This window comes from Paenibacillus sp. J22FR83, assembly GCF_059691955.1.
Window position 1 is genome coordinate 181,472 of record NZ_JCAUAM010000012.1, and the last position, 21,072, is coordinate 202,543.

At 46.1% G+C, this 21,072-nt stretch carries 25 protein-coding genes; 11 read left to right on the forward strand and 14 right to left on the reverse strand.

The genetic code is table 11. From position 1 onward, the window contains the following. Nucleotides 1–5: 5 nt before the first annotated feature. From AC58PV_RS22140 to AC58PV_RS22150, 3 genes are read right to left on the reverse strand one after another with little or no spacing between them, the layout of a single operon-like run. Nucleotides 6–731, reverse strand: a complete 726-nt coding sequence (locus AC58PV_RS22140; RefSeq protein ID WP_497434609.1) for an HAD-IA family hydrolase — start codon at nt 729–731, stop codon at nt 6–8. A 10-nt stretch (nt 732–741) separates the two neighbouring features. After that, nucleotides 742–1,890 (reverse strand): transglutaminase domain-containing protein, encoded by a 1,149-nt coding sequence (locus AC58PV_RS22145; RefSeq protein WP_497434610.1) that lies wholly within the window; start codon nt 1,888–1,890, stop codon nt 742–744. A 40-nt stretch (nt 1,891–1,930) separates the two neighbouring features. After that, nucleotides 1,931–2,359, reverse strand: a complete 429-nt coding sequence (locus AC58PV_RS22150; protein ID WP_497434612.1) for a hypothetical protein — start codon at nt 2,357–2,359, stop codon at nt 1,931–1,933. 322 nt (nt 2,360–2,681) lie between these two features. Between AC58PV_RS22150 and AC58PV_RS22155 the strand changes: the two genes are divergently transcribed. Together AC58PV_RS22155 and AC58PV_RS22160 are read left to right on the forward strand one after the other, a co-directional pair. Then, nucleotides 2,682–3,863: an MFS transporter gene (locus AC58PV_RS22155; protein WP_497434613.1), complete on the forward strand. Its 1,182-nt coding sequence runs from the start codon at nt 2,682–2,684 to the stop codon at nt 3,861–3,863. 157 nt (nt 3,864–4,020) lie between these two features. Further along, a complete protein-coding gene (locus AC58PV_RS22160) occupies nt 4,021–4,374 on the forward strand; it encodes a toprim domain-containing protein (protein WP_497434614.1) in 354 nt (117 codons plus the stop codon). Nucleotides 4,375–4,381: 7 nt separating this feature from the next. On the opposite strand, the gene AC58PV_RS22165 is transcribed toward AC58PV_RS22160, so the two are convergent. The 8 genes from AC58PV_RS22165 to AC58PV_RS22200 all read right to left on the reverse strand — a co-directional run bounded on the left by AC58PV_RS22165 (nt 4,382) and on the right by AC58PV_RS22200 (nt 11,103). Beyond that, the gene (locus AC58PV_RS22165; protein WP_497434615.1) at nt 4,382–5,014 is read right to left on the reverse strand and encodes an SCO family protein; all 633 of its coding nucleotides are present in this window, start codon (nt 5,012–5,014) and stop codon (nt 4,382–4,384) included. 17 nt (nt 5,015–5,031) lie between these two features. After that, nucleotides 5,032–6,009: a heme o synthase gene (gene cyoE / locus AC58PV_RS22170; RefSeq protein ID WP_497434616.1), complete on the reverse strand. Its 978-nt coding sequence runs from the start codon at nt 6,007–6,009 to the stop codon at nt 5,032–5,034. A gap of 402 nt (nt 6,010–6,411) precedes the next feature. After that, nucleotides 6,412–7,269: an urease accessory protein UreD gene (locus AC58PV_RS22175; protein ID WP_497434618.1), complete on the reverse strand. Its 858-nt coding sequence runs from the start codon at nt 7,267–7,269 to the stop codon at nt 6,412–6,414. Continuing rightward, the gene (gene ureG / locus AC58PV_RS22180; RefSeq protein ID WP_068668130.1) at nt 7,262–7,924 is read right to left on the reverse strand and encodes an urease accessory protein UreG; all 663 of its coding nucleotides are present in this window, start codon (nt 7,922–7,924) and stop codon (nt 7,262–7,264) included. The genes AC58PV_RS22175 and ureG overlap by 8 nt, the downstream gene beginning before the upstream one ends. A gap of 32 nt (nt 7,925–7,956) precedes the next feature. Beyond that, entirely contained in the window at nt 7,957–8,661 is a 705-nt protein-coding gene (locus AC58PV_RS22185) for an urease accessory protein UreF (protein ID WP_497434619.1), read from the reverse strand. A 36-nt stretch (nt 8,662–8,697) separates the two neighbouring features. After that, nucleotides 8,698–10,413, reverse strand: a complete 1,716-nt coding sequence (ureC, locus tag AC58PV_RS22190; protein WP_497434620.1) for an urease subunit alpha — start codon at nt 10,411–10,413, stop codon at nt 8,698–8,700. Next, complete coding sequence (locus AC58PV_RS22195) at nt 10,394–10,777, reverse strand: urease subunit beta (RefSeq protein WP_497434621.1); 384 nt, start codon at nt 10,775–10,777, stop codon at nt 10,394–10,396. The genes ureC and AC58PV_RS22195 overlap by 20 nt, the downstream gene beginning before the upstream one ends. 23 nt (nt 10,778–10,800) lie before the next feature. Continuing rightward, a complete protein-coding gene (locus AC58PV_RS22200; protein ID WP_497434622.1) occupies nt 10,801–11,103 on the reverse strand; it encodes an urease subunit gamma in 303 nt (100 codons plus the stop codon). A gap of 284 nt (nt 11,104–11,387) precedes the next feature. Between AC58PV_RS22200 and urtA the strand changes: the two genes are divergently transcribed. From urtA to gerQ, 7 genes are all read left to right on the forward strand, one after another. After that, a complete protein-coding gene (urtA, locus tag AC58PV_RS22205) occupies nt 11,388–12,638 on the forward strand; it encodes an urea ABC transporter substrate-binding protein (protein WP_068668139.1) in 1,251 nt (416 codons plus the stop codon). A gap of 97 nt (nt 12,639–12,735) precedes the next feature. Continuing rightward, nucleotides 12,736–13,641, forward strand: coding sequence for an urea ABC transporter permease subunit UrtB (gene urtB, locus AC58PV_RS22210; RefSeq protein WP_497434624.1), 906 nt, complete (start codon nt 12,736–12,738; stop codon nt 13,639–13,641). Nucleotides 13,642–13,663: 22 nt separating this feature from the next. Next, nucleotides 13,664–14,752 carry an urea ABC transporter permease subunit UrtC gene (gene urtC / locus AC58PV_RS22215; RefSeq protein ID WP_497434625.1) on the forward strand — a complete coding sequence of 363 codons (1,089 nt, stop codon included), beginning with the start codon at nt 13,664–13,666 and terminating at the stop codon, nt 14,750–14,752. Between the two features lie 29 nt (nt 14,753–14,781). Next, entirely contained in the window at nt 14,782–15,573 is a 792-nt protein-coding gene (gene urtD, locus AC58PV_RS22220) for an urea ABC transporter ATP-binding protein UrtD (RefSeq protein WP_497434626.1), read from the forward strand. Then, nucleotides 15,566–16,261: an urea ABC transporter ATP-binding subunit UrtE gene (gene urtE, locus AC58PV_RS22225; protein ID WP_497434627.1), complete on the forward strand. Its 696-nt coding sequence runs from the start codon at nt 15,566–15,568 to the stop codon at nt 16,259–16,261. Before urtD ends, urtE begins: the two co-directional genes overlap by 8 nt. Nucleotides 16,262–16,479: 218 nt before the next feature. After that, the gene (locus tag AC58PV_RS22230; protein WP_497434628.1) at nt 16,480–17,169 is read left to right on the forward strand and encodes a response regulator transcription factor; all 690 of its coding nucleotides are present in this window, start codon (nt 16,480–16,482) and stop codon (nt 17,167–17,169) included. Between the two features lie 168 nt (nt 17,170–17,337). Then, nucleotides 17,338–17,790 carry a spore coat protein GerQ gene (gene gerQ, locus AC58PV_RS22235; protein ID WP_497434630.1) on the forward strand — a complete coding sequence of 151 codons (453 nt, stop codon included), beginning with the start codon at nt 17,338–17,340 and terminating at the stop codon, nt 17,788–17,790. A 54-nt stretch (nt 17,791–17,844) separates the two neighbouring features. Here gerQ and AC58PV_RS22240 read toward each other — a convergent pair whose 3' ends face one another. After that, complete coding sequence (locus tag AC58PV_RS22240) at nt 17,845–18,144, reverse strand: hypothetical protein (RefSeq protein WP_497434631.1); 300 nt, start codon at nt 18,142–18,144, stop codon at nt 17,845–17,847. A gap of 124 nt (nt 18,145–18,268) precedes the next feature. Here AC58PV_RS22240 and AC58PV_RS22245 point away from each other — a divergent pair, with 124 nt between their 5' ends. After that, complete coding sequence (locus tag AC58PV_RS22245; RefSeq protein WP_497434632.1) at nt 18,269–19,252, forward strand: metal-dependent hydrolase; 984 nt, start codon at nt 18,269–18,271, stop codon at nt 19,250–19,252. A 162-nt stretch (nt 19,253–19,414) separates the two neighbouring features. On the opposite strand, the gene AC58PV_RS22250 is transcribed toward AC58PV_RS22245, so the two are convergent. Next, nucleotides 19,415–19,648, reverse strand: a complete 234-nt coding sequence (locus AC58PV_RS22250) for an alpha/beta-type small acid-soluble spore protein (protein WP_204787635.1) — start codon at nt 19,646–19,648, stop codon at nt 19,415–19,417. A 151-nt stretch (nt 19,649–19,799) separates the two neighbouring features. On the opposite strand from AC58PV_RS22250, the gene AC58PV_RS22255 reads away from it, so the two are divergent. Next, nucleotides 19,800–19,985: a DUF5325 family protein gene (locus tag AC58PV_RS22255; protein WP_497434634.1), complete on the forward strand. Its 186-nt coding sequence runs from the start codon at nt 19,800–19,802 to the stop codon at nt 19,983–19,985. Nucleotides 19,986–20,045: 60 nt separating this feature from the next. Here the strand turns inward: AC58PV_RS22255 and trpS are convergent, their stop codons facing one another. Then, the gene (gene trpS / locus AC58PV_RS22260; protein WP_497434635.1) at nt 20,046–21,029 is read right to left on the reverse strand and encodes a tryptophan--tRNA ligase; all 984 of its coding nucleotides are present in this window, start codon (nt 21,027–21,029) and stop codon (nt 20,046–20,048) included. Between the last annotated feature and the right edge of the window lie 43 nt (nt 21,030–21,072).

Sequence of the window (21,072 nt, forward strand, 5' to 3'; positions counted from 1 at the left end):
GTACTTCACCGGCCACCAACAGGCGCTTGAAACAATTCAAGCAAGGAGCGTATGCCTTCTCCCGTGTGATACGGGTATCGAATAATACGAATGGCATCAATGCCAACTTGATTGGGGGCCCAAATATCATTCGTCTCATGATCCCCGATATACAGTACATCACTTGCCTCAACGTCTGCCATCTGTAATGCAAGCTGAAAAATAGCCGGATCCGGTTTTTCTAAACCAACTTCAGTGGATACGAGCACAGGGTCAAAATAATGTAATACCCCTTTGTCGGCGAGAATGGCTTTCAACGTAGGTGCAAAATTAGAAATAATGCCAATCCGGAAACCTCGTGATTTCAGCTCTTCCAGAAATGGTTTCACGTCATCAAATAAATCATAATACTCCGGTGCTGTGAAAATTTCATACAACTCATGACAGCAATTAAAAATTTCTTCCTCGGTCCAATCTTCATGAACGCCTAGCTTATGCAGAACATAGTGGTATAGGTTAACCCAAAATTCACGATCCGACTCAGGGCTGCACACCACGAAGTTATCTTTTTTCTCAACATAATAAAATAGACGAAATGCTTCTGTAAAAAGTTCATTAATATGCGCTTCATCACGATCAACCGCGCGCAGCTGCAAGTATTGTTTCAGTATCGTTTGAGCTGCAGGAATCGTGACTAACGTATCACCGGCATCTAAGTAAATCATTTTATACGTATGTAACTCTCTTGGCATATTCTCTCCTTTAAACGTCCCTCACATGTGTTTGATCAAAATTCGGCGGATTGAACCAATTGGCTCCACTTGCCACCCAAGTTGAATCCAAAGGTACCCACTTATTCGTTTCCTTCAGGTACACTTCATTCCAAGCATGCGGGCCATATCCGCCCTGTCCATCATATCCTAGACCTGTGACAACCTTCACATCAAGTCCAATGGATCTGGCCATTTGTGCGTATAACCTTGAATAGTCAATACAAACGCCTTCTTTGGTATTGAACGTATCCTCTGGGGTCTGTTCTTTCCAAATTCGTTGTTCTTCGTATAGCTTCACTTTATTCCAATCATATTGGACTCGGGTTCCGACCCAACTGTATAGCAATTTAGCTTTTTCTTCGTCCGTGGTCGCATTCGCCGTAATTTCTTTGGCCGCATCTGCAATGTTACCTGGGATTTTGGCATCAAGGACTTCATATTTTCGTTGCAAAATATTCGTGAATTCTTGTTCGACAGCACGCGTGAAAACAGGTGCCTTCTCCGCTATGAAATCACCTGTGAAGGGTGAAATCACTTCTTGAGCTCCTTTTTGATACATATGCGAGGATTCAATATAAGGGGTCAGCATCGAGTGAGGGAACAAGGAGACATATATAAATAAAATCGCGATCAGCATGAGCGCTCTTGCAAATCCAGCTACGGATCCAATAGCGCCGCCTGAAACCGAGCTCAAGACGGAATGACTCCGTTTGGGCATGGCAAAGCGTTCAGCTAACCAACGCCCTAACACTAAATCAACCAAGTGATTCAACAATTGTTTAATAATCACATAGCCAACAATAAATAAAACACCAAATCGGAGTAATGGAAAATCACGCAAGCTAGTAATGACGGTATAATAAGCTTGTTTTAACGCACTTATGTCTACCGTCGGAATCTGCACATTCTGATCTTTCAACCATATTTGAATCCAAGGTGAAATCAATTGCACACCTTTCCAAGCTAGAACCATGGAGAGGATGGCAAGTACCGCTTCCACCAACATAGCCACGAAATGCCTGGCTGAACCAGAGCCGCCACGGAAAAAACCTTGCAATACAGACGTTGCAATCGTGAGAACGATCAAGATGGATATAAAATTGATTGAGGTTGTTTGAAACCACGCGTTATCCGTCATGTGTACTCACCTTCCTTTGATAGGCTAGCCCAGCTAACGACTAGGCATTTTTCTTCGCTTGCTCGATGAACGCATTCACAGCAGCATTGGCATTCATCTTAAATGTTTTACCCAAAAAAGTGACCTGAACCTCATCGGATCCTGGTTTCCCTTCTACTTGCAAGCTTTTCGTCGTAATTAAAAAGGAGCCATCCGGGTTAGCTTTGAATTTCGCTTCTTTGGCTTCGGAAGTCAAGGCGCTAACTGTCTTATCCTTGATGTCATCGCTGACTTGCGAAATAACGGTTGCCCCAATATCTTTTATTTTATCCTTATAACTCGCTCCATAAACGATGAGCGCCCCAACGATGACAAGGACGACAACCCATTTCACCACCGTTTTTACAATACCAATCACAATAAATAAAACGATAATAGCTCCTACAATTAAATACCAACGATCCTGTGCAAACGTAATCCACTGATCCATCTATAACCCCTCCTCATAATCCAAAAGTCCCTTCCTATCATACTACATGGACTCCTTAATCTTCATCTCTTTTTTTCCTTAACTGTGCTAGCTTCTCCTCAATTTCTTTGGTCTTATCTATGTTTTTTCCAGTCCTGCGATACGATTGTCTTAATCGAAAAACGAGAAAAATGCCTACTGCTGCCAAAAGTATAAAAACGATAGGATCCATAGTTCCTCCCAGTTTCGAATTTGTGTCATTTGTCCCGAACGGTCATATCCTTGGGACGAGCGGCGTAAAACTTAAGAAGAGATGAAACTAAAGGACCGAGGTGGTAAAACCGTGAGAACAGCCATATGGTTGTACTTATTTATGTTTGTGGCATTTTTTGACCTACACGCGCAATACCCGATTTTGTCTCCATTCGCCTTGTCGCTGGGAGCTGCTCCTTCATTTATAGGGCTCATCATGGGTGTATATTCGCTCACTCATCTTCCAGGCAATCTCATTGCAGGCTATGGTGTAGACAAATACGGCAGTAAACTGTTTATTGTTTTTAGTTTAATTGTAGCAGGGATCATCTTACTATTTCAATCCAACGTGAGGGATCCGTGGCATCTACTTTACATTCGTTCCATCAGCGGATTTGTACTAGCTTTCCTATCCCCTGCTTGTTTAACTCTACTCGCACGCATTGCACGTGATCGCATTCATCAGAGCAAGCTTATGGCAGGAAACGGGCTCGTTCATACCCTAGCATCTGTGGTTTCACCTGCTGCAGGCGCTGTCTTAGTGGCCAAAATTGGCTTTACAACTGCTTTTTCCGTGTTGGGCTGGGTCCTGATTATCACAGGTATTCTTGCCATTTTCGGTGTCAAAGAGAAGGAAATGCTCTCTCACAAGGCGGACAAGTTGAGCTCTAAGGCCATCTTAGACTCGCACGGTCACCATGCCTCTCAGGAAATTAAAGAAGATGAGGGTGATGGTGTTTCTATTCCCTGGCTCTTCTTCCTCATTCCCATGGCCCTCTCTTGCTCACAAGGGATTTTGTTCTTCGAACTGCCCTTAATGAAATCAGCACGGGAATCCATTCTTACTTCCGGTGTATTCTTTACCTTAGTCAGTTTAGGCGCACTGCTTAGTATCTCTTTCTGGTTTTTGAATAAAATATCACCATTTCTACGGACAATTGGCGGAAGTATCGGACTTGCCGCAGTATTCTTCGGATTAGCCATCCAGTGGCCCATTCCATTAACCGTATCCCTCTTCTTAATCGGTATGGCCAAAGGTGTCATTTATCCCGCGCTTGCCGCTTTACTTGCCAGTATTACTAGCAGCGCTCGATATGGTCGTGTGTTCTCACTGCTTTCGATTTCTTATTCGGTCGGTGCCTTTATAGGTCCGATGATGGCTGGTCAGCTTCGCGATCATATTTCCTCTTATTTCATTGCATTCTTCATTCTCATGTTAGCCCTGTCACTATTGCCGCTTCGTACGTTCAAATCACCTATGTTAACTTCATAATTTCACTTCTTTAACAAAGGCTTGATGTTTTCAGGCCTTTTTCATATGTCATACGCTGTAAATCCTTGTCATTTCCCAGGAAATATAGCACCTTCGCATGACTTGGATCGCTGCTCCAAACGGGGTATACTACTCTAAAAGGAGTGAGGGTGAATCCATGTCCATTACCATAATTGTTGAGGGGAAAAATGATAGAAGTCGCTTGAAGCGAGTCGTGGATGATACCGTCATCATCCATTGCACCTTCGGCACGCCAAGTTCCCTTACACTTGACTCGTTGCGCAAAAAAGTAGGCGATCTGCCTGTATACATATTCACCGACAACGATGCATCGGGCAAAAAAATCCGTTATTTGCTGCGCGATACATTTCCAGACGCCGAACACATCTATACCCGTAAAGGCTATGCAGGTGTAGAAGGAACGCCTGAAGAATATCTCATCGCGCAATTAGAAAAAGCAGGACTGGACGCATATATTGTCTACCCTGCGCCCAACCCTGCTTATGAATAATCTGATATTACTTCCCTTTCGATAGGGTAACAACGTCCTTAACGATATGATCCGCATCCAACTCTGGATTGCTTGCATCATAGTAATTTCTTAATTGCCCCTTCGGATCCACTAGCAAGATGGCATTTGAATGTGAGAAATTGCCGTCTTTCTCTTTGATCACCATGATACCGAAGTCTTCAGCAAGCTTATGTACCTTCGCTTCCTCACCTCTGAGGAACGTCCACCCGCCTGGAATCGGCTTCGATTCGAAGCGATTACCGAATGCTTTTAACACTTCAGCTGTATCTCGTATTGGATCAACTGTAATGGATAGGATTTCTGCTTTGGATCCGAGCAGATCCTTTTTCTTAAGCTCATCTTGTACTTGTGAAATTAGAAAGCTTGTTGGTAAGCACACATCTGGACAGAAGGAATAGAAGAAATATACGAGCCTTACCTTGCCTTCCATATCTTGAGAGGTCACCGTTTTGCCATCTAAATCCTGAAGCTGAAACGAAGGCGCCGCCTTCATGGCTGTTAATCTTTCATCCGGCTTACTGCCGTTCGACACTAATTTATAAGCGAAGGATGCAATCATCGCAATTAAAATCGCAGCAAGCGCTAGCTTAAACCAGTTTTTCTCCAAAAACGTCCCCATCGTTTTCGTCCCCCAGACTAAAGTTTCGCTGTCGTATCAATGACCATCAAGAACGATAACAGCGTTAGATATAAAAGGGAGAACAAGAACATGCGCTTTGCCCATACAATCTCTGCTTCCCCATTTGCTTTGAACCCTTTGACACTCATGAAAACCCATGTTAATCCAAGTATTGTAGATACAATCAAGAAGATTGTTCCTACGTAACCATACGCCGTTAACATTACCGTAACTGGTACTAATAGAACGACATAACGAACCATACTAATTTTAGTAACAAAAGTCCCTTTGACTACCGGCAGTAACGGGAAGCCCGCTGCACGATACTCTTCCATACGGCGAATACCAAGCGCCCAGAAGTGCGGTGGCTGCCATAAGAATAAGAAGAGGAAGATCAAGATTGCTCCTAAATCTACCGTGCCACTTACTGCGCAATATCCGATGACCGGTGGTGTCGCACCTGAGAACGCACCAACGAATGTACTCCAAACGGAAGTTCTTTTGAACCATGCTGTATAGAGCCACACATATAAAAACAATCCAAGTAAACCGATCAATGTTGCGAGTGGTGATTGCGCTCCGAAATATAGAACGCCTAAACCAATAGTCCCCAGTATGATCCCGTAGCCAAGTACGAAATTCGCGGTGAGTCGTCCGCTAGGAAGCGCTCTATTCTGCGTGCGCTCCATCTTGGCATCCATCTCACGGTCCAAGTAATTGTTCAGTACTGTACCGCCAGCCATTACCAATGCTGTTCCCAACATGGTCATAATCAGATGAATCCAGTCTACATCCCATTTCGCAGCTAACCAGTAACCAGCAAAAGCTGTCATCAAATTGGAATAAATAATGCCTGGTTTAACCAATTTGTAAAACTCTTTCAGGGTCACAGGCTCTGCTGCACCTCTCGCAAGGTTAGCATCTATAGAATCAGTTCCGACAGACTCTTGTGACGAGCCTTTCGAAACAGTTTCGTAGGTGACTTGATTTTCCATGTTAATTGACCTCCTCTATGTTGAATTTCCGATCCTGCATCTAAACGAACATTCTCATCATACCAACCCCTACATCATTTGACAATGAACGATAGACAGTTGTCATCAGATTGTCGATTCTCCCTTCCAGTATGCGTGGAAAATGAACTTACCATTCGATTCCATTTCGGAATACGTGAAAAAGTTGTGGAAATTCCGGTATGGGGCACCTTCCCCGACCCTCACTACCTCCCATAAAGCTATCTATTGCCACTATCCCCTTCGCTCAGATTTGCAAAATCCGAGAATCCTGAGCCAACGGGATAGTGCCCATAAGCTTTGGCATGAGACTAGTAGCCCGTCCCCCCAGCCGCACGCCAATAAAATAGGAAGGGGAGACAGGTTATAACCTGCCTCCTCTTCCTATTTATTCACTAGCAATGGCGTTACATCAAATAAGCTCCGCCGGATTTGATGCCACGCCTTCGTCAGAACATCTTGCATCTCCCAAGCATGCTTGCCCATGACAGTCACCACGAGCCCATGCTTATACGTTAGACTCGCTCCCATTCGGACCCGGCCATCATGTTCCAGTTGGCCTAATTTGTCAACAATGGCTTCAAGATGGCGTGGACCAAGCCGATCTGAGAAGACAAACAGATTGCCCATATGCGTCTCTTCTTCCCAGCAACCTGGCGATGACAGCTTCATGATCGCAGGTTCAATGCGCTGGTTTTGGTAGAAGATCAGCTCGCCTTCATACCAAACCTTCATTCTATTCACATATCGTGTATAGTGAAATATTTCCCCCCGCTGCGTGCGGCCAGGACAGAGGATATCGGAGAAAATCAATGCCGATCCTCTCGATAGATACGCTTCCGTTTCTGCTAATAAAACTGCGTCCTTATATAACATTAAAGGTTCAGGCACATACTCTAGCAGCGCGTCGACTTCAAGTCGAAGTATCTGATGCTGCGTGCTTCCTTGAGCTTCAGTCGAAGGATGAACTTTCGTGAACGACTGGTTTGTTAGAAAAACACGTGCGCCCTCTTCAAGGCGCACGTTAATTTCATAATGATCACCGGCCATCAGGCCAGGTGAACAATCCATCATATAGACGCCGAGTTGATCCAAGGGGGCGGCGCCTTCTGTCAACGTTTCGTTCTCGTAACGAAACGTTTTGGCTATTTTGAGCGGGGAGGCATGATATTTGTGTACGAGCCGTGTGAATCCGCTGCGCACTGCAAATTGTGCAGATATCTCCCCAGTCAGCTTAGGCATGGCTGTACTCCGTCTCCACCCAGGTCACGATATCATCTAGCCCAGTACCTCCCATTAAGTTGGAGAAGATATAGGGACGCTCACCGCGCATCTTTTTCGTATCGGAATCCATGACTTCCAGAGAAGCACCGACATAAGGAGCTAGATCGATTTTGTTAATAATCAACATATCCGAACGCATGATGCCAGGCCCGCCTTTGCGAGGGATTTTCTCTCCTTGGGCCACGTCTATAATATAGATGAAGCGATCCACAAGCTCTGGGCTGAACGCAGCCGCCAAATTATCGCCGCCACTTTCGATGAAAATAATATCGAGATTCTCGAATCGCTGCTCCAGCTCCTCAATCGCTTCGAAATTCATTGAAGCATCCTCACGGATCGCTGTATGCGGACATCCACCTGTCTCTACACCGATGATTCTCTCCTCTGGCAGAGCCTCAGAACTAATTAGAATGCGTGCATCTTCCTTCGTATAAATATCGTTCGTAATCACTGCGATACTATAGCGGTCGTTCAGCTTTCTTGCCAAGCGCTCTACAAGCGCGGTTTTACCTGAACCTACGGGACCGCCGATCCCAATTCGCATAGGACGCGTCCGATCTACAGATGGTTTCTCCCATTGATGGTGATGATGATGACCGTTACCTTGACACATTGTCATTCCTCCTCAGATCTATTGAAATGTCATTAGGACATAAATAACCGTGAATATAATGTTTCATGCTGCATCATCGCAAGATCTGCCGACGGAGAATTCGTGTAAGCCTCCATGGGATCGAGCTGTGAAACGCGCTGCCATTCACTTCCTGTCAGTGGAACGAGCTTCGCAAGCAACATCTGACCTTGTGTTTGTCCAATGGACATCAGTCTGAGCGCACTATTGATGCACGTCATGATGCAGGTATATAGATAGCCTTCAGCAGCCTGGTTCAATGGAACGCCTAAATGGTAGCTCACCCAACCATGAACAACCGGGTGATTTGCGCTGCATCTCCCCGCACTTACCGCATCATCGAGCGGCTGCCAATTCAGCCCCGGATACAGCGAACGCGATAATTGGAGCAATCTGCGCCCCATTTTTTGAACGCCGCTCCGCGTCTCACTCCCTACCCGCTGCACATGCAGCATATGGTCGATTTCCCACAGCCGCCCTAGCTCCCCTTGAGGAATGTACAGATAAGCCGCTTTGATCACCATGGCATCTGAGGATGCCCAACTGCACGCAAGCATCGACCGAATATAAGCTTCCAGTTCGGAGATTGTCGTCAATCTCCCTTGTTGAACAAGGGTTTCCAATCCAAATGAATGTGAAAACCCACCAATGGGAAGCGCCGAATCCAACAGCTGCTGATAGGCTAACCAATGGAACGGAGGCTTTTCTGCTGCCCTCAATGCCCTCACCTCAATCGGGTCTTTCTTCTACGCTATCTAAAATAAAAAGTACAACTGAGCCATTGGCAATTCCGTCGCAGGCTCACAAGTCACGGCTTCCCCATCAACCTTAACCTCGTAGGTTTCCGGATTCACTTCTATAGAAGGTGTTTCATGGTTATGAATCATATCTCGTTTCGAAATGCTCCGGCATCCCTTCACCGGTTCAATCCGCTTCTGCAATCCGAATCGTTCACGAATTCCATTGTCATACGCCGCCTGAGAAACGAAGGTAATCGAACTTTGCGTTACTGCCTTCCCAAATGCAGCGAACATCGGTCTACCGAAGACAGGCTGCGGTGTTGGAATAGAGGCATTCGGGTCGCCCATTTGCGCATATGCGATGCTGCCACCTTTGAGAACGAGATCCGGCTTCACACCGAAGAACATCGGACTCCAAACGACCAAATCAGCAAACTTGCCTGGTTCAATCGACCCCACAAGATGCGAAATGCCATGGGTAATTGCTGGGTTGATGGTATATTTCGCGATATAGCGTTTGATTCGGAAATTATCATGTTCTTCCGTATCGGGGCCTAGCGATCCGCGTTGTTTTTTCATTTTATCCGCCGTTTGCCACGTTCGAATTATGACCTCGCCAACTCGCCCCATCGCTTGGGAATCGGAGCTCAGCATACTGAATACGCCAAGGTCATGCAAAATATCCTCTGCTGCAATCGTTTCAGGACGAATCCGAGAATCTGCGAAAGCGACATCCTCTGGAATTCGGCTATCCAAGTGATGGCACACCATCAACATATCCAAATGTTCTTCGATTGTATTAATCGTGTACGGACGAGTCGGATTGGTCGAGGAGGGTAAGACATTCATCTCGGCAGCCGCTCGAATAATATCCGGTGCATGACCGCCACCCGCTCCCTCGGTATGGTACGTATGAATGGTACGTCCCTTGATCGCGGCAAGCGTATCTTCAAGAAATCCCGCTTCATTTAATGTATCCGTATGAATCGCCACTTGCACATCATAACGATCTGCCGCTTCCAAACACATGTTAATCGCTGCAGGCGTTGTTCCCCAATCTTCATGAAGCTTTAAGCCAATAGCGCCTGCTTCAATTTGTTCCGTCAGAGGTTCCAAGAATGAAGCGTTCCCTTTGCCAGTAAAGCCCAGATTCATCGGAAATGCTTCAGCTGCTTCCAACATCCGCTGCATGTGCCATGCACCAGGTGTACAAGTTGTGGCATTGGTCCCCGTTGCCGGCCCCGTCCCCCCGCCGATCATCGTCGTCACACCAGAGGAAAGCGCAGTTTCAATTTGCTGCGGACAAATAAAATGGATATGCGCGTCGATGCCGCCAGCCGTTACGATTTTACCTTCACCCGCGATAACTTCAGTGCTTGCACCTACGATCATCTTCGGATGCACGCCATCCATAATATCGGGGTTACCTGCTTTGCCAATAGCAACAATATGACCGTCCCGAATACCGATATCGCCTTTGACAATGCCCCAATGGTCAATAATGACAGCATTCGTTATTAAGGTATCTAGTACACCCTGTGCACGAGTCGCTCCGCTGGATTGCCCCATGCCGTCACGGATAACTTTCCCCCCGCCAAATTTACATTCATCCCCATATACGGTGTAGTCATGTTCAATTTGCGCCCAGAGCTCCGTATCTGCTAATCGGATGGCATCACCCGTTGTGGGGCCGAACATGAGTGCATAATTCTTACGATCTATTCGACTCATCGAACATCCCCTCCCAGGCCTGCCATCTTGCTCTCGTTTCTTCCGGCATTTTATCTTTCTCTGCCAAACCTTGACTCAAATTATTCAGCCCATAAGATAGTTTCGCTCCACCTAATTCAACAAGTTGAACGGGTTTCTGCTCACCAGGCTCGAAACGGACAGCTGTTCCCGCTGGAATGTCCAGCCGCATCCCAAAGGCTAACTCTCGTTCGAAATCCAAACCCCGATTAACTTCAAAGAAATGAAAATGCGACCCCACTTGAACTGGTCGATCTCCTTTATTCGTAACAATGATTTCTATTGTCTGTCTGTTGGCGTTCATTTCTATATACCCTTTGGCTGTTCGATATTCACCGGGAACCATGGAAGCGCCCCTCTCATGATTAATTAAGTAATTGGTTCATGCACTGTAACTAATTTCGTGCCATCAGGAAACGTTGCTTCCACTTGCACCTCATGAATCATGTGAGGTACACCCTCCATTACCTGATCTGCCCTCAATATTGTGGTACCCAACGCCATGAGCTGTGCAACCGTCAAGCCATCCCTAGCTCCCTCCATAATTTCGGAAGTCAGCAACGCGATACTTTCTGGATAATTCAGCTTTAACCCTCTGGCGAGCCTTCGTCTAGCTAAGTCAGCAGCTACGGTGATGAGTAACTTCTCTTTCTCTCTTTCCGTTAAATGCACGAATCTCACCTCTTCGAAATCCGAATAATGGTTATCCTTTACACTCATTATATTCGTGTATTTCATGATTGTAAATCACTAATGTTATATTTAGTTACATAAAAAGTGAAAATTTGTACCTTATCCATCGTGATTTATGTGATTTTCACAATACCCTTGTTTGAATTTGTGCGTTTTTACCAAAAAAATCTATTTTAGTGTCACCTATATTGACATTAACTTGTATCGCCATTTATCATAAGCCGTGTAATCCAAATCTTGTAAGGCAAGGGAGTGGGACGTGAATGAGAGAGATAAGAAACAAGGGTAAGCTTACAGTTGCACTAAGTATGGCTTTGATGTTAGTAGCGGCCGGCTGTGCGAAGACAGAAACTACCACCTCAACAACGACTGCACCTGTAGCTGGGGCAACATCAGGCGACACCGTACCCGTGGGTATTCTTCACTCACTAACAGGTACAATGTCCATCAGCGAAGTATCCGTACGAGATGCTGAGCTTATGGCGATTGACGAGATTAATGCAGCTGGGGGACTATTAGGCAAAAAGATTAAACCCGTGATCGAAGACGGGGCATCGGATTGGCCAACTTTTGCAGAGAAGACAAAGAAGCTCCTGCAGAAGGACAGCGTAGTAACAATTTTCGGTTGTTGGACATCGGCTAGCCGTAAAGCCGTCCTACCGGTCGTCGAGCAAAACAAAGGATTATTGTGGTATCCGGTTCAGTATGAAGGCGTGGAATCCTCACCGAACATTTTCTACATCGGCGCAACAACGAATCAACAAATCATCCCCGCAGTCACATGGCTCCTGCAAAACAAAGGCAAGAAATTCTTCCTCCTTGGTTCTGATTATGTCTTCCCTAGAACAGCCAACAAAATCATTAAAGAACAGTTGAAAGCAGATGGGGGAACTTTGCTTGCGGAAGAATACACACCGCTTGGACACACCGACTACAATACAATCATCAGTAAGATCAAAAAGGAAAAGCCAGACGTCGTCTTCAACACATTGAACGGTGATAGTAACGTCGCCTTCTTTAAACAATTGAAAGATGCAGGTATCACATCCAAAGATTTAACAACTATGTCCGTGAGTATTGCCGAAGAAGAAGTACGCGGTATCGGCGCATCCGTTCTTGATGGTCACTACACAGCTTGGAACTACTACCAAACAACAGATACACCTGAAAACAAAAAATTCGTCGAGGCTTACAAAGCCAAATACGGCAAGGACCGCGTAACGGATGATCCCATCGAAGCAGGCTACACAGCTGTGTATCTATGGGCAGAAGCTGTGAAGAAAGCCGGTTCCTTTGACGTAGAGAAAGTAAAAGCAGCAGCCAAAGGCATCGAGTGGAATTCACCTGAAGGTAAAGTCACGATTGATGGTGAGAATCAACATATTTACAAGACAGCACGTATCGGCCAAATTGCAGCAGATGGTCAAATCAAAGAAATTTGGAATTCAGGCAAAGCGCTCAAGCCCGATCCATTCCTCAAAACATACCCTTGGGGCGCAGAAGTAACGAAATAATCCATACCGCTGCACGTTGGTACTCAGAAACCAGGACTGCCTCACCGCAGTCCTGGATTTCATCATTTTACTCCGGATTCTGAAAGGAGAGGTATTCATGAGTTTGCTGCTGCTTCAAATATTTAACGGACTCAGCTTAAGCTCCATCCTGCTTCTGATTGCCATCGGTCTCGCTATCACCTTTGGTCTCATGAACGTTATGAATATGGCGCATGGCGAATTTATTATGATCGGTGCTTATATGGCATACCTCGTACAGAAAGGATTCCAATCCTATTTGCCTGCCTCTGCCTTCGGCTGGTATTTCGTCGTTTCACTCGGCGTAGCCTTTGTCGTCGCATTCGCCATAGGCTGGCTGCTCGAAATTGTGCTCATCCGATTCATGTACGGCAGACCGTTAGACAGTTTATTAGCGACCTGGGGTGTCTCCCTTGCCTTGCAACAAATTGCGCGATCCATCTTCGGCGCTCCCAATGTCGCTGTGAAAGCACCGCAATGGTTAGAAGGCGGCTGGCATGTAACGGCAGACTTGATCCTTCCATATAAGAGACTGTTCATCCTTGGACTTGTAGCCTTATGCATCTTGATCATCTATCTATATCTCTACCACTCTGCTGGCGGAAGACGTATGAGAGCCGTTATGCAGAATCGCCAAATGGCTTCGTGTCTAGGAATATCCACGCGTAGAGTCGATGCGCAATCATTTGCTTTCGGTTCCGCTATGGCAGGCATCGCTGGTTGTGCGCTCTCTTTACTTGGACCCATCGGTCCCACCATTGGGACCTACTATATTGTAGATGCCTTCATGGTCGTCGTACTTGGCGGGATCGGCAAGCTAATCGGAACCGTAGCTGGGGCACTTGGCATCGGTGTTTTCAATACGGCATTGGAGTATACAACCAGTGCTACGCTCGGTAAGGTGCTTGTGTTTACGCTGATTATTGCCTTCCTACAATGGAAACCAATGGGACTTGTAACGATGCGTTCGAGATCCTTAGATTGAAGAAAGGATGTGACTTCCATCTATGCTTTTGGCTAAACAATCTAAGCTTAAATTGACGATCTATGGGATCTGTCTACTTCTCATTGCGCTTGCCCCCCTATTCTTGTCTGACTTTCGTTTATCCTTACTCGGCAAATTCCTGGCTTATGCCATTATCGCGATCGGAATAGATTTAATTTGGGGATATACCGGTATTCTAAGCCTGGGCCATGGTGTTTATTTCGGGCTCGGGGCCTATTGTATGGCCATGCACTTGAAGCTGGCTTCCACGCCTAATCAATTGCCTGATTTCATGTCCTGGAGTGGGGTCAAAAGCTTGCCATGGTTCTGGATGCCGTTCCACAGTCCAGCCGCCGCATTCCTATTAGCGCTCATTGTACCGATGATCGTCGCCTTCATCCTTGGCTATTTCACGTTCCGCAATCGGATCAAAGGCGCATTCTTCTCCATTTTGTCCCAAGCCTTAGTCATCATTACAGTGACACTCTTCGTTGGGCAGCAGGGGTATACAGGCGGAACGAATGGATTAACGAACTTCACGTCTTTTCTAGGTCTGAATCTGCAATTACAATCAACTAAGCTGTTGTTCTTCTACCTCACCCTAGCTGTTGTACTCGTTGTATTAATCCTAAGCACCATGCTCGTTAGCAGCCGCCTTGGCAACATTCTGACTGCTATTCGGGATGGTGAGAATCGGGTTCGCTTCATCGGTTATAATCCCGTTACGTATAAGGTGTTTATCTACTGCCTCTCCGCGGGGTTGGCTGGACTTGCCGGCGTACTCTTCGTACTTCAAGAGGGGATCATCTCCCCTGCACAAATGGGTATCGTACCGTCGATTGAAATGGTACTATGGGTGGCCATCGGCGGTCGTTCGACGATTGGCGGCGCTGTTCTTGGGGCGTTAATTACGAATGCAGCTAAAACAACCTTCAGCGAAGCCTATCCGGCTTGGTGGCCCATCATGATGGGCGCCATGTTTATCATCGTCGTCCTGCTGCTTCCAAAGGGAATCGTCGGCACATTGACCCCTTATTTCTCCAATTGGAAAAGAAACAGAACTAAGCTTCCGAAGCCCATCTCTGCCTCGCAAGAAGTTATAGAAACATGACTATGTAAACCGGAAAGGGGAACATTTCAATGCTAGGACAATTAGCGAAACAACAACCGACAACTGACGAGACCATCCTGAGCGTCAAAGGACTTGAGGTGAACTTCGACGGTTTCAAAGCCTTGCGTAACCTTGACTTCTCGCTACAACAAGGTGAACTTCGCTTCCTTATCGGTCCGAATGGTGCTGGTAAAACAACGCTGCTTGATGTCATTTGCGGCAAAGTAAAACCATCCCAAGGACACGTCATATTCAAGGATTCGATCGATCTCACCAAGCACCAGGAGCACCAAATTGCCCAGCTTGGAATTGGGCGCAAATTCCAAGCGCCGACCGTTTTCTCCACGTTAACCGTGTTTGAGAATTTGGCGCTGTCCATGAAACAACAGCGCGGCCTCCTCAGCGCACTATGGGCCAAAACGACAAATGAACAAAGAGAACGACTACACCTCAGACTCGACATGATTGGTCTGACAAGCAAACTCAACGAACGTGCAGGCTCCCTCTCCCATGGCGAGAAGCAGTGGCTTGAAATCGGCATGCTGCTGATGCAAGAGCCTGATCTCTTACTGCTCGACGAGCCTGCTGCTGGCATGACGGATAGGGAAACAGAGAAGACGGGCGAGCTCCTTCATGAAATAGCAGCCAATCAAACCATTATTGTCGTCGAGCACGACATGGCCTTCGTACGCCAATTCGCAAGAATGGTAACGGTTCTCCATGAAGGAACCGTCCTGCGCGAGGGCACTATGCAAGACATCCAAAATGACGACAAAGTAGCGGAAGTCTATCTCGGAAGGAGAGTTGAACGCGGTGCTTAAATTACGAGGCATAGAATCTGGCTATGGCGAAAGCATGGTCATCCGTAACGTCAACCTCGAAGTAAGACCAGGTCAAATCGTTTGCCTAATGGGGCGCAACGGGGTTGGGAAATCAACCCTAATGAAGAGTATCATGGGGCTCATTAAGCCTCGTTCTGGTTCCATCCACTACATGGATGCAGACCTCACTTCTTCTTCACCAGATCGCCGCGCCAAGTCAGGTATTGGCTATGTGCCGCAAGGCAGGGAAATTTTTCCCCAGCTCACTGTCGAGGAAAACCTTTTGTTAGGCTTAGAAGCTTCATCCGATCGCCGCAAGAAATTACCAGACACGATCTTCGACACGTTTCCTGTCCTTCGGCAAATGCTTCATCGCAAAGGCGGGGACCTCAGTGGCGGTCAGCAGCAGCAGTTAGCCATTGCAAGGGCATTGGCCCCAGGCCCCCAGCTGTTGCTTCTAGATGAACCTATGGAAGGGATACAGCCATCTATCGTCATGGAAATTGAGGCCATCATTGAAACGATTAAACGCAATCGTGAAATTGCCGTTCTTCTAGTAGAGCAAAGCTTAGAATTTGCTACGAGCATTGCTGATTACTACTATGTACTCGACCGCGGCACCATTGCAGCGGAAGGGAAAGATGCGCTTCTGAGCGAAGATCTCGTCCGTAAGCATTTGACAGTATGATCGTGCCCCTTCATATCCCCCTGATTGAAAGAAGCTGACTTCCTTGACCTGAGAAGAAAGGTTCAAGTAAGAATCAGCTTCTTTCTTCTGTTTGAAAAAAAAAGTTAAAACTGGACGTCACAAAATGGATAGGATAACATGTCATATAGATAGGATCGATTATTGCGGGAAGGCATATCGAGCACCTAGCCTTTTAAAGAAAAAGGAGGGGAACCTGTATGTCCAAAATTTTAATCATCGAAGACGATTTAAGTATCGGTGAAATGATGTCCATTTACTTATACGAAGATGGCTATGAAGTGAAGCGAGCAGAGAACGGCCGACAAGGCGAGGTCTTATTCCGGGATTTTCAACCTGATATGATTATTCTTGATCTCATGCTGCCTGATATGGACGGGATCCAGCTATGCACAGCAATTCGTCAAACCTCCACCATCCCCATCTTGATGGTATCCGCCAAGAACGAAGTTTCGGATCGTGTGAAGGGCCTTCAAACAGGCGCTGATGATTATATGTGCAAACCTTTTTCGATGAGAGAGCTATCGGCCAGAATACAAGCCTTATTTCGACGTTCCAACGCCTACCCACCACAGATCCCATCGCCATCTGACGCGCTTCCTCCAGAAGGTATCCACCTAGATTTAGAAAAGCGTTGTCTCTATGTAAGCGGCAAGAGTATCGAGACTACCTTCTCTGAATACGAAATCATGAAGCTTTTCTGGCAAAATCAAGGCAGGGTTTACAACCGAGAAGAGTTGTTAAATCGTGTTCGCGGCTTTGATTCCCAGGTAACAGAGCGTGCCATCGATGTACATATCGCCAACCTTCGCAAGAAAATCGAGGATGATCCTAAAGAACCCAAGCACATCAAGACCGTGTGGGGTGTCGGTTATAAATTTCTACTATGATAAAGCTCCTTCGGGAGCTTTTTTGTTTTGCAAAAATGCCCACAAAATTCGTCACCAAATAGGCAGAAGCACAATATGATGATTATGGAAAATGACCTTTTGGATCGTTACATCACATTAATATGAAGAAAGCTTTCTTATCGAAAGCTCAAGGAGGAAATGATCATTATGTTGAATAACCCTTACAAAATAGGTAATCAAGCAATGCCCCAAGGGCAATACGGCAACCCTTACCCGGCATTCCCTGTTCCAACCGCCATTACGAATAAAGTTGTTCCCCAAACCCCAGCTGGATCTGTGCTCACTCCACCAGGAAGCGGTCTACAAACAGGGGTGAACGTTCCAGGACTTCCAGCACTCGAGGAATCCTACATCGAAAATATTCTTCGTCTCAACCTTGGTAAAATGGCAACCATCTATATGACCTATGAGAACAACTCCGAGTGGAATGCCAAAATTTTCAAAGGAAGATTAGAAGCTGCAGGGCGAGACCATATCATTATCAGCGATCCTGTTACTGGCATGCGTTTCCTTCTACTTATGGTGAACTTGGATTACATTACATTTGATGAAGAACTCAATTACACCTACCCCTTCCGTGGCGGAGCATTCTCTAGATAATTTCTGAATCGCAAACAAAAAAACGTCGCTCTGATAGAGCAACGTTTTTTTTGTTTAAGTATACGTAACGGGTGAGAAATGCCACATGTGCAATTTGGAGATGCCACCTTTGATCCATTGCTCCCAATCGCCATGTTGCCCATCTCGTAATCGCTCAACATTCAGTCGTTCCTCCTTCATGCACAGATAGTCTTCATACGTTACATCATGCCAAATTTCTACATAAAGTCCTTCTTGATCGGTTCCCTCCAACAGCTCCAAACGCCCTTCCCGCAGCTGTTGGTTCTGCATATAGATGAGAAAAGAAGCTCGAAATTCGGATTTTATGGCATACTCTACAAAAACTTTAGACATTTTTAGATCTCCTTCTGATTTATTTTTTGCTCTAAAATGGTAAACTAAGAGTAAGTTGTAAATTTGCCCCTCAGATCAGATACTGAACAAACCATGTGTACAGAACACTTAGGAGGATAACCAGTTGGATACAGGCACTCATCTTGTCATTGGCTTAGGATTAGCAGGGCTCTCACAAATTGATCCTAGCATTTCCGCAAATTCTGCTGCAACAACTGCTGTTTTCATTGGAACTGTCGTCGGCTCTCAGATTCCCGATATTGACGGACTGCTGCGATTCAAGGGCAATGCCCTCTATATTCGCAATCATCGCGGTCGCTCTCACTCCTTGCCTGCCCTTCCCTTATGGACGTTGTTGATTACTGGTGCTCTTGCGCCATTTTTCCATGGCATATCTTTCCTACATCTCGCTATGTGGATCGGTATCGCGGTTTGCGTTCATGTATTCACTGACTGTTTCAACACCTATGGTACGCAGGCCATTCGACCCTTTTCGCAAAAATGGGTGTCCTGGAACATCATTCACATCTTCGATCCTTTCATATTTACAAGTCACATCGCCGCGATCTTCATGTGGTCCTTTCATCTAGCGAAGCCGCAGCTCATTTTCCCAACCTTATACGGCTTACTTGCGCTGTATTACATCTGGCGGACGCTAGACCATGCTATTATTGAAAAAGGTCTCTATCGCAAAGATGCCACTTACCAACCGGGTGATAAATATACCCTTATTGTAACATTCAATCTCTATGTCTGGAATGTCGTGAAAGAGCGCGCAGACGGGGCCTACCAGCTAGGCGAGCTCAAAAATGGCAAACTGAAATGGCTGGACACCGTCACCAGCTCTAACCACCCCGCCATCGAGGTTTCCAAACAGCACGAAGACATCCAAGCGCTGCTCTACTTTTCCTCTTTCACTTGTGCGGAAGTCAAAGAACATCGGTGGGGCTATGAAGTAAGATGGGCAGATGTCCGCTATCGCCATCGTAAACAGTACCCGTTCGTTGGCGTCATTCGGATGGATCGCAATTTTCAAACGCTTGATTCTTATGTAGGCTGGGTGAATGATACGAAGCTTGAGAAGAAGCTGAAGGTTGATCTATATTGAATATATTAGCGGAAATTGGCCCTTGCATAGCTGCAGGGGCCTTTATTCTATGCTTGGCGACACGCCTACCTAGCTGAACGCACCAAAACCCAGGAGCTATTTAGGCTCCTGGGCTTTATTATTACATAATTCGGTTATGCTAGTACGAAGACTAGTTTCTAATTAACGGAAATTAGAACCAGATTGTCCCGCTAGCGTTTGCTCGGCGATTTGTACCAACCGGCGAGTGATTGCTCCACCGATAGAACCAGTGTCGCGAGTTGCCATGTTTCCATAGTAACCATCTTGAGGAATTTGAATGCCCAGCTCTTGAGCTACCTCATATTTCAATTGATCTAGAGCTTGAGAGGATTGAGGAACGACTAGAGAGTTGCTGTTGTTGTTACGAGATGCCATCAGGATCGAACTCCTTTCAGTCAGCTATAATCTTTGATGTATTTGCAAGCTTGCAAAGATAGTATGTGGAGGAAATGAATTTATATGCACAGCGCTCAAAAAAGTTTAATATAAGAAGATGTCATGAACTTCAAGAAAGTAGGTCGCTGATATGAACAAACCACTTGCACTCCTATTCGCAGTTGTTGGTACGCTGCTGCTCGCTAGCATTTCCCTATTCATTGCTCTGCGCGAGCCTTGGATGGCACTCCTCTTTACCCTCATTTCATTAGGGTTTATCGGTTACGGATTCGCAATGAAAGCTAAAATGCGTCGGAAAAATAAGCCTTCCGAATGAACAAAAAGCTCAAATCCCCAAATAGTGGGATTTGAGCTTTTTGTATGTGTAGCCCTGTGCTTAGCGAACAATAAAGCCCATCCGCTTCTTGACTTCAAGCAGCGTTTGATTCGCCACTTCTGCAGCTTCGTCCGCACCCCTTTTCAAAATATCAAAAATGGCTCCCGAACTGCGAATCTCACGATAGCGCTGCTGAATCGGCTCCAGAACAGAAACAATCTGTTCAGCCAGTTCCTTTTTGAAAGGACCATAACCTTGCCCCTCATATCTCGCCTCTATCTCAGCTAAACTCATCTCCGCAAAGTGGGAGTAAATCGACATTAAGTTACTGACCTCAGGTTTATTCTGCGGGTCATACTTCACTTCACGTCCAGAATCCGTAACAGCACGACTTAGCTTCTTACGAATAACATCTGGCTCGTCAAGCATTGCGATGTAACTGCCGGCATTTGGACTGCTTTTGCTCATCTTCTTGGAAGCATCATCGAGTGACATAATGCGTGCGCCCACTTCAGGCATATACGGCTTCGGCATAACAAACATGTCACCGAAACGGTTATTAAAACGGTTAGCCAAATCTCGCGTGAGCTCCAAATGCTGCTTTTGATCGTCTCCAACCGGAATAAGATCTGCGTTATATAACAAAATGTCTGCAGCCATCAGAGATGGATACGTAAATAGCCCTGCACCTACGGATTCCTTACCTTCGGACTTATCTTTGAATTGCGTCATGCGCTCAAGCTCGCCCATATGCGTCAGCGTCGTCATAATCCAGCCTAGCTCTGCATGCGCGTGAACATGGGACTGCAAGAAGACAGAAGCCTTATTCGGGTCTAGACCCGAAGCGATGTATAACGATGCGATGGATTCGGTTTGTTCCCGCAGCGCGGCTGGATCCTGCGGTACTGTGATCGCATGCATATCGACTACCATGAAATAACAACGATGCAGTTCTTGCAGCTTCACAAAGTTGCGAAGCGCCCCAATATAATTGCCAATCGTCAGCTGACCGCTGGATTGCATACCTGATAATACACGTTTCATTCGAAAACCCTCCAATTCGTATAGGTAAAAAAAGACAACAAAA